Annotated in this window: 14 protein-coding genes and 1 tRNA gene; 11 read left to right on the forward strand and 4 right to left on the reverse strand. The window is 68.0% G+C overall.

The features are described from left to right. Nucleotides 1-10: 10 nt before the first annotated feature. Nucleotides 11-2,719: a pyruvate dehydrogenase (acetyl-transferring), homodimeric type gene (gene aceE / locus UK23_RS00195; protein WP_082114309.1), complete on the reverse strand. Its 2,709-nt coding sequence runs from the start codon at nucleotides 2,717-2,719 to the stop codon at nucleotides 11-13. A 371-nt stretch (nucleotides 2,720-3,090) separates the two neighbouring features. Here aceE and UK23_RS00200 point away from each other — a divergent pair, with 371 nt between their 5' ends. From UK23_RS00200 to UK23_RS00210, 3 genes are all read left to right on the forward strand, one after another. Continuing rightward, nucleotides 3,091-3,522 (forward strand): DUF3052 domain-containing protein, encoded by a 432-nt coding sequence (locus UK23_RS00200; protein ID WP_045309248.1) that lies wholly within the window; start codon nucleotides 3,091-3,093, stop codon nucleotides 3,520-3,522. Nucleotides 3,523-3,608: 86 nt separating this feature from the next. Then, nucleotides 3,609-4,070: a peroxiredoxin gene (locus tag UK23_RS00205; RefSeq protein WP_045309249.1), complete on the forward strand. Its 462-nt coding sequence runs from the start codon at nucleotides 3,609-3,611 to the stop codon at nucleotides 4,068-4,070. 35 nt (nucleotides 4,071-4,105) lie between these two features. Next, nucleotides 4,106-4,177: transfer RNA gene (locus tag UK23_RS00210), tRNA-Val, on the forward strand. A gap of 170 nt (nucleotides 4,178-4,347) precedes the next feature. Here UK23_RS00210 and UK23_RS00215 read toward each other — a convergent pair. Continuing rightward, nucleotides 4,348-4,818 carry a GNAT family N-acetyltransferase gene (locus UK23_RS00215; protein ID WP_045309250.1) on the reverse strand — a complete coding sequence of 157 codons (471 nt, stop codon included), beginning with the start codon at nucleotides 4,816-4,818 and terminating at the stop codon, nucleotides 4,348-4,350. 234 nt (nucleotides 4,819-5,052) lie between these two features. Continuing rightward, the gene (locus UK23_RS00220; protein WP_045309251.1) at nucleotides 5,053-5,376 is read right to left on the reverse strand and encodes a hypothetical protein; all 324 of its coding nucleotides are present in this window, start codon (nucleotides 5,374-5,376) and stop codon (nucleotides 5,053-5,055) included. Between the two features lie 157 nt (nucleotides 5,377-5,533). Between UK23_RS00220 and UK23_RS00225 the strand changes: the two genes are divergently transcribed. From UK23_RS00225 to UK23_RS00260, 8 genes are all read left to right on the forward strand, one after another. Continuing rightward, a complete protein-coding gene (locus UK23_RS00225; protein WP_045309252.1) occupies nucleotides 5,534-5,905 on the forward strand; it encodes a hypothetical protein in 372 nt (123 codons plus the stop codon). Between the two features lie 74 nt (nucleotides 5,906-5,979). After that, entirely contained in the window at nucleotides 5,980-7,176 is a 1,197-nt protein-coding gene (locus tag UK23_RS00230) for a cytochrome P450 (protein ID WP_052684247.1), read from the forward strand. Nucleotides 7,177-7,191: 15 nt separating this feature from the next. Continuing rightward, nucleotides 7,192-7,659, forward strand: coding sequence for a GNAT family N-acetyltransferase (locus UK23_RS00235; protein WP_045309253.1), 468 nt, complete (start codon nucleotides 7,192-7,194; stop codon nucleotides 7,657-7,659). A 104-nt stretch (nucleotides 7,660-7,763) separates the two neighbouring features. Continuing rightward, nucleotides 7,764-8,057, forward strand: a complete 294-nt coding sequence (locus tag UK23_RS00240; RefSeq protein WP_045309254.1) for a hypothetical protein — start codon at nucleotides 7,764-7,766, stop codon at nucleotides 8,055-8,057. 9 nt (nucleotides 8,058-8,066) lie between these two features. After that, complete coding sequence (locus UK23_RS00245; RefSeq protein WP_045309255.1) at nucleotides 8,067-9,092, forward strand: saccharopine dehydrogenase family protein; 1,026 nt, start codon at nucleotides 8,067-8,069, stop codon at nucleotides 9,090-9,092. Between the two features lie 40 nt (nucleotides 9,093-9,132). Next, a complete protein-coding gene (locus tag UK23_RS00250) occupies nucleotides 9,133-9,921 on the forward strand; it encodes an ESX secretion-associated protein EspG (protein ID WP_045309256.1) in 789 nt (262 codons plus the stop codon). 8 nt (nucleotides 9,922-9,929) lie between these two features. After that, nucleotides 9,930-11,708: an ABC transporter ATP-binding protein gene (locus UK23_RS00255; protein WP_419503860.1), complete on the forward strand. Its 1,779-nt coding sequence runs from the start codon at nucleotides 9,930-9,932 to the stop codon at nucleotides 11,706-11,708. 9 nt (nucleotides 11,709-11,717) lie between these two features. Beyond that, the gene (locus UK23_RS00260; RefSeq protein WP_045309258.1) at nucleotides 11,718-12,170 is read left to right on the forward strand and encodes a MarR family winged helix-turn-helix transcriptional regulator; all 453 of its coding nucleotides are present in this window, start codon (nucleotides 11,718-11,720) and stop codon (nucleotides 12,168-12,170) included. Here the strand turns inward: UK23_RS00260 and lipA are convergent, their stop codons facing one another. Further along, entirely contained in the window at nucleotides 12,171-13,172 is a 1,002-nt protein-coding gene (gene lipA, locus UK23_RS00265) for a lipoyl synthase (protein ID WP_045309259.1), read from the reverse strand. Between the last annotated feature and the right edge of the window lie 105 nt (nucleotides 13,173-13,277).

Genomic DNA, 13,277 nt, shown 5'->3' on the forward strand with positions numbered 1-13,277 from the left:
GTTCTGGTGCTTACGCCAGGCCCGCGTCGCCCGTGGACGGCCCCGCCGCCTGCACGTCGTCGATGCGGTACTTGCGGGCCGCCTCGACGACCTTGGCCTGCTCGACCTCGCCGCGCTTGGCCAGGGCGGCCAGCGTGGCGACGACGACGGACTCCGCGTCCACCAGGAAGTGGCGGCGGGCGGCCGGGCGGGTGTCGGAGAAGCCGAAGCCGTCGGTGCCCAGGGTCGTCATGTCGGTCGGGACGTACGGCCGGATCAGGTCCGGGATCGCCGACGCCCAGTCGGACACGGCGACGACCGGGCCCTGCACGTCCTGCAGCACCTGGGTGACGTACGGCACGCGCGGCTCGGCGTCCGGGTGCAGCAGGTTGTGGCGGTCGGTGTCGACGGCGTCGCGGCGCAGCTCCGAGTACGACGTGGCGGACCACACGTCCGCGGAGACGCCCCACTCTTCAGCGAGCAGCTTCTGGGCCTTGAGCGCCCACGGGAGGCCCACGCCGGAGCCGAGGATCTGGGCACGCGGCCCACCGGTCTGCGGGCCCTCCTGGTAGCGGTAGAGGCCCCGCAGGAGGCCCTCCACGTCCAGGCCCTCGGGCTCGGCCGGCTGCACGTACGGCTCGTTGTAGACCGTCATGTAGTAGAAGACGTTCTCGGCGTTCTCGCCGTACATCCTGCGCAGACCGTCCTTGACGATGTGCGCCACCTCGAACGACCACGCCGGGTCGTACGAGATCACGGCCGGGTTCGTGTGCGCGAGCAGCAGCGAGTGGCCGTCGGCGTGCTGCAGGCCCTCACCGGTCAGCGTGGTGCGGCCCGCGGTGGCGCCGAGCACGAAGCCGCGCGCCATCTGGTCCGCCGCCGCCCACAGGCCGTCGCCCGTGCGCTGGAAGCCGAACATCGAGTAGAAGATGTAGATCGGGATCATCGGCTCGCCCTGCGTCGCGTAGGACGTGCCGACCGCCGTGAACGATGCCGTAGAACCCGCCTCGTTGATGCCCTCGTGCAGGATCTGGCCCTGCTCGGACTCCTTGTAGGCGAGCATCAGGTTGGCGTCCACCGAGGTGTACGCCTGGCCGTTCGGGTTGTAGATCTTCTGCGTCGGGAACATGGAGTCCATGCCGAACGTCCGTGCCTCGTCCGGGATGATCGGGACGATGCGCGGGCCGATCTCCGGGTCCTTCGCGAGGTCGCGGACGAGGCGGACGAACGCCATCGTCGTGGCGACCTCCTGCTTGCCCGAACCGCGCTTGATGCCGTCGTACACCTTGTCGCCCGGCAGCACGAGGGCCTTGGACTTCGTGCGGCGCTCCGGCACGAAACCACCCAGCTGACGGCGGCGCTCCAGCATGTACTGGATCTCCGCGGAGTCCTGCCCGGGGTGGTAGTACGGCGGCAGGTACGGGTCCTTCTCGAGCACCTCGTCGGAGATCGGGATGCGCAGGCTGTCCCGGAAGCCCTTGAGGTCGTCCAGGGTCATCTTCTTCATCTGGTGCGTCGCGTTGCGCGCCGCGAAGTGCTTGCCGAGCGAGTAACCCTTGATCGTCTTGGCGAGGATGACGGTCGGCTGGCCGACGGTCTCGGTCGCCGCCTTGTAGGCCGCGTAGACCTTGCGGTAGTCGTGGCCGCCGCGCTTGAGGTTCCACACCTCGTCGTCGCTCATCGCGTCGACGAGAGCCTTCGTCCGCGGGTCGCGGCCGAAGAAGTGCTCCTTGATGTACGCGCCGTCGTTCGCCTTGTAGGTCTGGTAGTCACCGTCGGGCGTGGCGTTCATCAGGTTGACGAGCGCGCCGTCGCGGTCGGCGTGCAGCAGCGCGTCCCACTCGCGGCCCCAGACGACCTTGATGACGTTCCAGCCGGCGCCGCGGAAGAACGACTCCAGCTCCTGGATGATCTTGCCGTTGCCGCGCACCGGCCCGTCGAGGCGCTGCAGGTTGCAGTTGACGACGAACGTGAGGTTGTCGAGCTGCTCGTTCGCGGCGAGCTGCAGCAGGCCGCGCGACTCCGGCTCGTCCATCTCGCCGTCGCCGAGGAACGCCCACACGTGCTGGTCGGTCGTGTCCTTGAAGCCGCGGTCGCGCAGGTAGCGGTTGAAGCGCGCCTGGTAGATCGCGTTCATCGGGCCGATGCCCATGGAGACCGTGGGGAACTCCCAGAAGTCCGGCATCAGGCGCGGGTGCGGGTACGACGGCAGGCCGCCACCCGGACCGGCGTGCGAGTACTCCTGGCGGAAGCCGTCGAGCTGGTGCTCGCTCAGCCGGCCCTCGAGGTAGGCGCGCGCGTAAATGCCGGGGGAGGCGTGGCCCTGGACGAAGATCTGGTCGCCGCCGCCGGGGTGGTTCTTGCCGCGGAAGAAGTGGTTGAAGCCGACCTCGTAGAGCGACGCGCTGGACGCGTACGTCGAAATGTGGCCACCGACACCAACACCGGGCCGCTGCGCGCGGTGCACCGTCATCGCGGCGTTCCAGCGGATCCACGCGCGGTAGCGGCGCTCCACCTCCTCGTCACCGGGGAACCACGGCTCCCGCTCGGTGGGGATGGTGTTGACGTAGTCCGTGCTGGTCAGCGAGGGCATGCCGACGTGGTTCTCACGCGCACGCTCCAGCAGACGCAGCATCAGGTACCGGGCCCGCTGCTGACCGCCACCCTTGAGCACCTCGTCGAACGACTCGAGCCACTCGGACGTCTCTTCGGGGTCGATGTCCGGCAGGTGCGCGGCCATGCCGTCACGAATGACACGTACCCGCTCGGGGCCGGTGTTCTGCGGGCTCAAGGTGTCTCCTCGGCTTCGTTGGCGGTACTCGCGCTGGCTCGGCAGACCGTGCCACGCGCTCCTATCGTTGTCCTTGCGCGACGACTTCGTCACCGCTACTGATCGGTAGTTCTGGATCGTGTCGCTCACGCGCGCGCGATAAGAGGTATGTAGAGCGTGCCTCATGCCAGTCTAGGGATCTCCACAGGGGTCCCTGTTACGGCGTGTCACGTGGTCAACAGTTGCGCCGGAGGTAGCTGACAGTGTTCGCTAGCCCGAGTAACGGACTCTGGCGGCAGTCTTAGGGCTGTCGCTCTTGCGTAGTTGGAGGAGTGAAAACCGTGGTCGCCGCGGAAGACGCCGGCAAGATCGGCGTCGCCGAGAAGCTCGGGATCGAATCAGGCATGGTCGTCCAGGAGCTCGGCTGGGACGAGGATGTCGACGACAACCTCCGTGCCGCCGTCGAAGAGCAGATCGGCGGTGACATCCTCGACGAGGACGCCGACGAGACCGTGAGCATCGTGCTGCTCTGGTGGCGGGAGGACGACGGTGACCTGGTCGACGCTCTGCTCGAAGCAACCGGCGTGCTCGCCGAGGACGGCGTGATCTGGGTTCTCACCCCGAAGACCGGCCGCCCCGGCCACGTGGAGCCTTCGGACATCGCGGAGGCCGTGCCCACCGCGGGCCTCTCGCAGACGTCGAACATCAGCGTGGCGGACGACTGGGCCGGCACCCGTCTGGTGTGGCCGAAGTCCGCCAAGGTCAAGCGCTGAGCCTCTTTCGGCTGACATAGGGTTGATCCACGGGTGGTTCGTCTCGCCCGTGGGTTCGTCCTGGTCAACCTTTCGAGGGGTCTTGCATGGCGGTCGTCGGTTCCGAAGCACCGGACTTCACGCTCAACGACTACAACAAGCAGCCTGTGACGCTGTCGTCGTTCCGCGGCACGAAGAACGTGCTCCTGGTCTTCTACCCGTTCGCGTTCAGCGGCATCTGCAGTGGCGAGCTGTGCCAGCTGCGCGACGAGCTCTCGGCGTACGAGGACGAGGGCGTCCAGGTGCTGGGCGTGTCGGTGGACACCCCGTTCGCCCTGAAGGCGTGGGCGAACCAGGAGGGCTTCGGGTTCCCGCTGCTGTCCGACTTCTGGCCGCACGGGGCTGTCGCGCAGGCGTACGGCGTGTTCAACTCGACTGCGGGGATGGCGCTGCGGGGGACGTTCCTGATCGATGTCTCCGGTGTGGTGCGGTTCGCTGAGGTGAACGCTCCGGGTGAGGCCCGGGATCAGGACGCCTGGAAGAAGGCCGTGGCGTCGCTTACGGCATGATGTAGCTGTACCCCGTGCGCTTGGCGCGCGGGTTGGGGCGTGTAGCTCAGCGGAAGAGCACTCGGTTTACACCCGAGCGGTCGCAGGTTCGATCCCTGTCGCGCCCACGGCCTCTGGCCGACCCTGCTCAGCGGCTTCGCCACTTTCGCCGGGTCGGCCGTTGTCATGTTGGGGGGCCGAGCCCCCCAAGCCCCCCACGGTGCGGTTGGTTCCGACCCAGCGTGGCTGGTGTGAAAGGGCTTCGACTAAGCCCACTGGCCAGCCCATGGCCCCTTGGTCAGCTGTCCAGGACGTGCGCGAGGAGCATGGTGGCCGGGCCGAAGCCGGCTCGTCGGTAGAACGGCACTGAGCGGTCACTCGGCGACAGGACGATCCGGGCGCAGCGCCGGTCGCGGGCGTGCGCGATGGCTGCATCGAGCAGGGTGGTTCCGATGCCGCGGTTGCGGTGAGCGGTGAGCACGAACGCGTTGCCCAAGTAGGCCCATCGGCTGGCTGGCCGTCCTGGTTTGGGCATCCGTTCGAACAGGGCGAGGTTCATCATGCCGATGGCTTCGCCGTCGAGCTCGGCCACGAACGTCGTCCGGCGTGGCGCTTCCGCGGCGTACCACTGAGCGAAGTCTTCCTCGAAGAGATCGTCCTCGATCGGATGTCCTGCCTGTTCTTCTGACCACGCTCGCCGCAAGGTCGCCAGCGCCGTGGCGTCGCGTTCGTCAGTCTGCCGAATCGACACCGTGTACGGAGATGTCATGGTCCGATGCTCCTGGGGTTTTCTTCGTTGCCTTGTTGCTGATCGCTGTTCCGGCGGCTGACGTCGGCCGAGTATGCGGTCCGGTCGACGGCGGAGTGGTTGCGGGATGCATGGGTCAGCGTGATCGTTGCCGTCGATCGGCTCCGTAGGCATCTGTGTGTTTGTGGGCCACTTCTGCGGCTGGCGGGGCTGGCCAGCTCTGGACCAGGTAGAACTCCACCGGTTCGCTGGTTGTCAGGTCGACGGCACGTTCTCAGGACCGTCGCTGCCGAGGCCGCTGACGACCACGTGGCCCTCCGTGGTGGCTTCCAGACTGATTTCCACCACCTCCTCCCAGGCGCCGACGTCGATAGCCGGTGCCTCGCGGTGGACCTCGCCTCGGATCCAGACGTTGCCGGTGTGGATTCCTGTTCGGATGAAAGCGACTCCCGGCGTGGTCACGACGAGTCCGTTGGTGGTCGCCCGAGGTACGGACATGAACGCGCCGGCGTCCGACACCAGGAATGTGTGGTACTCGGCGTGCACGAGCCCCTCTCCGGCCGCGATGGGCTTGCTCACGCGTTGACCGTGGCACAAGGTCCCCTCGAGAGGTGGGCGATCACCGTGAGTGGCCGTGGGAACACCGGTCACGATCTGGAACGGGCCGGGGTGGTGCCGTATTTTGTACGAGTTGTCGGGGACGTTTGGGCCCGCCTCCTCCTAAGGACGACTACCTGTGAAGCGCAAGGGCAAGGCCGCGAAGCCCGTTCCCACCACCGTCACGCAGGAGCAGATCAAGCTGCTCGCCCTGGCCGAGCAGGGTGGCGTGCACCGCGGGGCCACCAGCTGGTACCTGGAGCACCGGCCAGCCAAGCAGTGGGACGCCGAGGACCTGGAGATCCTGCAGCGGCGTCACTGGATCACGTGGGAGCGGCCGGATCGGGCCATGGACCACGGGATGGCCGCTCCCGTCGACATCACGCCGGAGGGGCGGGCGGCGTTGCAGCATCATCTGCCGGGGTGGGTGCACGGGCGCAAGGCGATTGCCGCGCCGCCGCCGAGGATGCCCGCGGTCGAGACGATCAAGGTGCTCGACGCGCTCCAGTGATCGGGACGGCTGGTTGACCTCCGCCTGGATCAGGGTAGAAACGATCTGGGGGACTCTTCTGAGGGGGCAGAGCCATGTCTGACGGGTTGGCCGGCGGCGAGTTGCGCGCGCGGGAGCATCATCGGATCGAGGACGACGCACGAGCAGCAGGACCATTGCACGACGCGACACGGCCTGACGGTGTGCGCGTCAAGGTGGTCACAGTGGGGCTCGAGCTCACACGCAAGCTCCTGGCGGACAAGCGTTTGTCGAAGGACAGCGCCGCGCTCGAACGGGAGTTCCAGCGACAGCTGGCGGAACAAGGCAGCTCGACGGAGCTCGGCGGGCTGTTCGGGCCGAGCATGCTCAACAGCGACAACCCGAAGCACGCACGGTTGCGCGGGCTCGCCGTCAAGGCGTTCAACGCCGAAGCGGTGCAGCGGCTCGCACCCCGCATCGAGGAGATCGCCGCGGACCTCCTGGACGGGCTGCCGGTCGGCGAGGAGATCGACCTCGTCGAGGCACTGGCCGTGCCGATGCCCATGCGCGTCATCGGTGAGGTTCTCGGCGTGCCCGCCAAGGACGGCGCCCAAGTGCGCACGTTGATCGAGTCGCTGATGTCGATGGATCCCGAGGTGTCGCTGCCGGCGAGCGGCGCCCTCGCCGGTTATTTCCACGGCCTGCTGACGGGCGACGAGCTCGACGAGGGCTCGCTGTTCGGCGCGATGGTCAAGGCCGACGACAACGGCGACCACCTCACCAACGACGAGCTCATGGCGATGGCCTTCCTGCTCGTCATCGCGGGCCACGAGACCACGGCCGCGCTCATCACGAACGTCGTGCACGACGCGTTGGACAACGAACTGTGGGAGAAGGCCGCCGCCGACCCGGACCTCGTGCCGCTGCTCGTCGAGGAGACGCTGCGGCACAACTCGCCGGTCCGCAACGCCACGCACCGCATCACCACGGAGGCGCTGGAGATCGACGGCGTCGCGGTGCCGGAGAACACGCTGCTGCTGATCAACCTCGGCTCCGCGGGACGGTGCCCGGTCGCCCACGAGGACGCCTCGCAGTACCGGATCGACCGCTCCACGACGGCGCACGTGGCGTTCGGGCACGGACCGCACTTCTGCCTCGGGTCGGTGCTCGCGCGCCTGGAGACCGAGATCGTGCTGCGCGAGCTCACCCGCCGGTTCCCGCGCACCACCTACTCCGGCGACGAGCAGCCGAAGGTCACCGACAACGACATCATGGCCAGCTCGAAAACCCTTCCGGTCGTGCTGAGGGGCTGACTTAGGCTGGTCCTCATGGAGATCATCCGAGGGGGACGGGACCACGTCGACACGGCCGCGCTCATCTGGGCGCACGCGGTGACCGTCAGAGACGGTTACGACGCGGTTCCGTCTCTTGAGGAGGCACGTCCCGGCATCGAGAAGGCACTCGCGAACGAACCTTCGCTGTTGCTGCTGGCGGTCGAAGACGGTGCGGCGGTGGGCTTTCTGGCCGGCGGTCCACAAGAGACCGGAACGGCGTACATCAACTACGTCGGCGTGCACCCCGACGCGTGGGGCAGGCGCGTCGGCGAGGCACTGCTGCGCGCGTTGCCGGATGCGTTGAGCGAGCGCGGGTACACGGCCGCGGAGTTGTTGGTCTACGTCGACAACACGCGTGGCGTACGCCTGTACGAGCGCCTCGGATGGATCAAGGTCGGCGACCCGGCGCCGCATCCGCGCAACGGCCGAGTGGAGCAGCGCTACTCATTCCTTGTTGCATAACGCATACAAGCGCCCCGAACCGTTCAGCGGGGGATTAGGGGATCAACCCCAATGCGGCTGACCAGGGCTATCCCCGAGTCCATTTGAGACGTAACTTTTGTTCCATGTCAGTGCGCACCTTCGCCGTCGTGGTCGGTCTCGCGTTCCTGCTCGGTGGAGGTGCGATCTTGTTGGTGATGCTGGCCGTCGAAGCGCCCAGCGGGTCGCTCGTCCCGTGCGGCAACGGTCTGGGCTTCGGATTCGACGAGCCGGCGGTCTCCGCGGTCAGTCCGGCCTATGTGGACATCTGCGCCGATTTGAGGCATCGCAGACTGCTCTGGGCGTTGCCCGTGATCGCGGTGGGTGCACTACTGCTGATCGGCTCTTTGGTCTCTTCCCGCAACGCTACTCGCCGGTAAGGTCGCGGCATGACGTGGATGGTCTACGGCGCCAACGGCTACACCGGACGCCTCATCGCGGAGCTCGCGGTCAAGCGCGGCGAACGGCCGATCCTCGCGGGTCGCTCGAAGGAGAAGGTCGAGCCGATCGCGGACGCTCTGGGCCTCGAGCACCGGGCGTTCGACCTCGGTGAGGCGAAGGCCCACCTGGAGGACGTCGACGCCGTCGTGCACTGCGCCGGCCCGTTCGCCCACACCTCGGCGGCGATGGTCGACGCCTGCCTCGAGACCCGCACGCACTACCTGGACATCACCGGCGAGATCGACGTCTTCGAGTCGATCGGCCAACGTGACATCGACGCGCGCAAGACCGGCATCGTGCTGTTGCCCGGCGCCGGGTTCGACGTCGTCCCGACCGACTGCCTCGCCGCGATCCTGTCCAGCGCGCTGCCCACCGCCACGCACCTCGACCTCGCGTTCGTCGTCGGGGGAGGGGCGAGCGCGGGCACCACCAAGACGTCCGTCGAGGCCGCCGCCGTCGGTGGCCGCATCCGCGAGGACGGCGAGCTGAAGAGCGTCCGCATCGGACATCGCCGCCGCACCGCCTACTTCCGCTCCGGTCCGCGCGAGGTGGGCAGTATCCCGTGGGGCGATGTGTCGACTGCATACCGTTCGACCGGCATCCCGAACATCACGACGTTCACCACCGTTCCCGGCGTGCTCGGCCAGCTGCAGCAGGTGTTCGCGCCCGTGCTGCAGACGCCGCTCGTGCAGAACGTCGCCAAGACCGTCGCCGGCAAGGTCAAGGGACCCGACGAGCGCAAGCGCGCCAACACCAGGGCCGAGGTGTTCGGCGAGGCCTGGGACGCCAAGACCAAGGTCGAGTGCGCGATCACCACCCCGAACGCCTACAGCCTCACCGCCGACTCCGTGCTGCGCGCCATCGGCAAGATCAACGGCGTCGCGCCCGGCTCGCACACGCCGTCGAGCGCGTTCGGCGCCGACTTCGTGCGTGAGCTCGACGGTGTGAACGCGAGCGACATCCGCTTCAGCTGATCCGCCGTTTACCCAGGTCAGCGTCACCAATATATTAGTTGTGCAAAAGACGTTTGCGGACGACCGCAACGTCTTTTGCACAAGCGGGGAGGAGGCGCTGCACAGAGAGGGCGTGCGGGTCGACGACACCCTGGAAGCGCTGCGGGTGCTCGCGTTCGCGGACTTCGAGTGCTTCGGCTGGATCGCCTTCAACCGCGAGGACACCCCTGCCGGTCATCGCCGCCACTGTGCCGGGCGACACCGCGTTTTCGCGCTCCGGGACAACGGCTACGTGCGGATCCAGGCCCTGCACGGCGACCCGTCCGACACGCTCGCCTCGCACCTGCCGCCGCTCCCGCTCGGCCGCGGTGCCTCGATCAACGCCCGAGCCGAGGAAGCACCGAGCTCACGGGCGCTGGTCGAGCTGATGCAACGCCCGCGCACCGGCGCCGCGAAGCTCTACGCGGCGAGGCGCGACTGGTACGGACGGCGGCGGCGTTCGGAGTCGTTCGTCAGCATCATCGACTGCCCCGACGACCGCTGGCTGGTCGTCCGGTACGCCGTCAGCCGGGGCGAGCGGTGGATCCACGCCACGCCCGCGACGCGACCCATCGTCACCGAGTGGATCCGCCGCATCGCACGCAGGACTCGCCTTAGCAATGAGTCTTTTGCGGACGAAGTCCAAAGTCTCATTGCTAAGCAGCAGGTCAGCGAGTTGCGCCAAACCGATATATCAGTTCGAGTAGCTGATATATCGGTTCGCGCGATTGAGGATATACTACGCGTAGGTGTAGTGAATGCTGAAGAATCAGGGGACAGCTGGCCGTATGTAGTAAACATAGGCGTATGACTTCTGGGGTGCGTGCTCGGCCAGTCCTCGTGGAGACCGATGCCGGGGCTGATCCAGTCGTGCCGTTGCGCAGGATCGCCGGGCTGTTCCGGCCGCACCGTGCCGCGCTCGCCGGGTTGTGCGGGCTGCTGGTGGTGCAGGCCGGGCTCGGCGTCGTCGCGCCGTTCCTGCTGCGCGCGATCCTCGACGACGCGCTTCCCCGCCGGGATCCGTTCCTGGTGAGCCTGCTGGCCGTCGGGATGATCGTGGCCTCGGTCGGCAGCGCGTCGCTCGGCGTCGTGACGACCGGGCTGTCGAACACCATCGGTCAGCGGGTGATGAACGACCTGCGGGTGTCGGTGTACGGCAGGTTGCAGTGCATGTCGCTCGCCTTCTACACCAGGACGAAGAGCGGCGAGGTGTTGTCGCGGGTGTTCAACGACATCGGCGGGGTCGACAACGTGATCACCACGACGGCCGGGTCGGTCGTGCAGAACGCGACCACGGCGCTCGCGATCGCGACGGCCATCCTGGTGCTCGACTGGCAGCTCGCTCTGCTGTGCCTGGTGCTCGTCCCGGTGTTCCTGCTCTTCACCCTCAGGCTGGGAAAGAAACGCCGGTCGCTCGCCCGCGGTCGCACCCACCGGATGGCGAGGCTGACGACCCTGGTCGAGGAGTCCCTGTCGGTCAGCGGCGTGCTGCTGGCGAAGACGATGGGCAACGAGAAGACGATGCGGGACAGGTTCGGGGTGGAGTCCAGGGAGATCGCCTCGCTGGAGCGCACCGCCGCGATGGCAGGACGCTGGCAGACCGCGTCACGCGCGATGAGCCTCACCGTGATCCCCGCGCTCGTGTACTGGGGCGCCGGGCTGCTGCTGGCCGGAGGAGCCACGCCGATCTCACTGGGCACGGTCGTCGCGTTCACCAGCATGATGAACCGGCTGGTCGGACCGGCCACCGCGATGCAGTCGGTCGGCCAGAACGTGGCGACGTCGAAGGCGTTGTTCGCGCGCATCTTCGAGGTGCTGGACCTGCCGGTGGAGATCGAGGACCGGCCGGGCGCGCGGGAGCTGCGGCTGCGCGGCGGGGCGCTGGAGTTGCGCGGGGTGTCCTTCCGCTACGAAGACGGGCCGTGGACGTTGCGGGACATCGACCTCGAGGTGGCGGCGGGCACCACGACCGCGCTGGTCGGCTCGACCGGGTCGGGGAAGACGACGCTGGCCTACCTGGTGGCACGCCTGTACGAGGTGACGGAAGGCCGGGTGTGCGTCGACGGCACGGACATCAGGGACGTGACGCTGGAGTCGCTCGCCGCGGGCGTCGGCATGGTCACGCAGGAGACGTACCTCTTCCACGACACCGTGCGGGAGAACCTCCGGTTCGCGAAACCCGGCGCCACCGACGCCGAACTGGAAGCCGCGGCGCGGACCGCGCACATCCACGACACGATCGCCAAGCTGCCGGACGGCTACGACACCGTGGTGGGACAACGAGGTCATCGCTTCTCCGGTGGCGAGAAACAACGCATCGCCATCGCCCGCGTCCTGCTGCGCAACCCGCCGGTGCTCATCCTCGACGAGGCGACAAGCGCGCTCGACACCCGCACCGAACGCGCGGTGCAGGCCGAGCTCGACCGCCTGGCGGAGGGCAGGACCACGCTGGTGATCGCGCACCGGCTGTCCACTGTGGAGCGTGCGGACCAGATCGTCGTGCTGCACGAGGGGCAGATCGTCGAGCGCGGCAAGCACGAGGAACTGCTGGCGCGCAACGGCCACTACGCGCGGCTGGTGAACGGCGACAACCTCTAATGTGACGCCATGGCCGACGCAGCACCCATACAGTCCGACGCCGACCTGGCGCACCTCGCACGGGTGGTCCGGGAAGGCGTCGGACGGCTGAACTGGCGCATGCGGTCCGAGTCCGACAGCGACAGTCCCGGCCCTGCGGTGCTGGCCGTGCTGAGCAGGCTGCTCCGCGCCGGCACCCACACCCCGAAGGAACTGGCCGACGCCGAGCGCATCCAGCCGCAGTCGCTGACCAGGATCCTCGCCGGCCTCACCGAACGAGGACTCGTCACCCGCACCCCGGACCCGCGGGACGGGCGGCGGCACCTGATCACCATCACGCCCGCCGGTGTCGACGTGCTGCGCGAGTACACCGGCAGCCGGGAACGCTGGCTGTCCGGCGCACTCGAACGCGCTCTCACGCCGACCGAACGCCAGCTGCTGGGGCTGGCGGCGGAACTGCTCGTGCGGGTCGCCGACGCGTGACTAGCGCGGGGCGAGCAGGCTGGTGATCTCCTGCGAGGCGGACACCGTGAGCAGGTGCTGGAGGTTCTCCGGCAGCTCCTCGCCGCGGGCCTGCTTCGCCTGCGCGTACAGGCGGCCGGCGCGGTAGGAGGAGCGGACCAGCGGGCCCGCCATGACGCCGAGGAAGCCGATCTTCTCGGCCGTCTCCTTGTGCACGACGAACTCCTCGGGCTTCACCCAGCGCTCGACCGGGTGGTGCCGCGGCGAGGGGCGCAGGTACTGCGTGATCGTGATGATGTCGCAGCCCGCGTCGAAGAGGTCGGCGAGCGCCTCCGTGACCTCGTCGGGGGTCTCGCCCATGCCGAGGATCAGGTTCGACTTGGTCACCAGGCCGAACTCGCGGGCCTTGGTGATGACCTCGAGGGAGCGCTCGTAGGTGAACGCCGGGCGGATGCGCTTGAAGATCCGCGGCACGGTCTCCAGGTTGTGCGCGAGCACCTCGGGGCGGGACTCGAAGACCTCGTTGAGCTGTTCCGGGACCGCGTTGAAGTCCGGGATCAGCAGCTCGACGCCCGTGCCGGGGTTCATCTCGTGGATCTGGCGGACGGTCTCGGCGTAGAGCCACGCGCCGCCGTCCGGAAGGTCGTCGCGCGCGACGCCGGTGACGGTGGAGTAGCGCAGGCCCATCGCCTGGACCGACTCGGCGACGCGGCGGGGCTCGTCGCGGTCGAGGTCGGCGGGCTTGCCCGTGTCGATCTGGCAGAAGTCGCAGCGCCTGGTGCACTGCTCGCCGCCGATCAGGAACGTGGCCTCGCGGTCTTCCCAGCACTCGTAGATGTTGGGGCAGCCGGCCTCTTCGCAGACCGTGTGCAGGCCCTCGCGCTTGACCAGACCCTTGAGCTCCCGGTACTCGGGGCCCATCTTCGCCCGCGTCTTGATCCACGAGGGCTTCTTCTCGATCGGCGTCTGGCTGTTGCGGACCTCGAGCCGCAGCAGCTTCCGACCCTCAGGTACCACAGTCACGACCCCACCCTACGCTGCGCCCTCGCGTGTCCGGCGTCACGCACGTCTCGCCGAGGATAAGTGCCAGAAACCGGCTTCTGGTCGAGCATTCGTTGTTCACGATCT

It is taken from the genome of Lentzea aerocolonigenes, from assembly GCF_000955955.1.
Taxonomy (GTDB): domain Bacteria; phylum Actinomycetota; class Actinomycetes; order Mycobacteriales; family Pseudonocardiaceae; genus Lentzea; species Lentzea aerocolonigenes_A.

Bases quoted from the DNA above. Each gene is read 5' to 3' on its own strand.
- UK23_RS00245 (WP_045309255.1), top strand. From the start codon at position 8,067: ATGACGTGGATGGTCTACGGCGCCAACGGCTACACCGGACGCCTCATC.
- UK23_RS00235 (WP_045309253.1), top strand. From the start codon at position 7,192: ATGGAGATCATCCGAGGGGGACGGGACCACGTCGACACGGCCGCGCTC.
- UK23_RS00230 (WP_052684247.1), top strand. From the start codon at position 5,980: ATGTCTGACGGGTTGGCCGGCGGCGAGTTGCGCGCGCGGGAGCATCAT.
- UK23_RS00260 (WP_045309258.1), top strand. From the start codon at position 11,718: ATGGCCGACGCAGCACCCATACAGTCCGACGCCGACCTGGCGCACCTC.
- UK23_RS00205 (WP_045309249.1), top strand. From the start codon at position 3,609: ATGGCGGTCGTCGGTTCCGAAGCACCGGACTTCACGCTCAACGACTAC.
- UK23_RS00215 (WP_045309250.1), bottom strand. From the start codon at position 4,818: ATGACATCTCCGTACACGGTGTCGATTCGGCAGACTGACGAACGCGAC.
- aceE (WP_082114309.1), bottom strand. From the start codon at position 2,719: ATGGCCGCGCACCTGCCGGACATCGACCCCGAAGAGACGTCCGAGTGG.
- UK23_RS00240 (WP_045309254.1), top strand. From the start codon at position 7,764: ATGTCAGTGCGCACCTTCGCCGTCGTGGTCGGTCTCGCGTTCCTGCTC.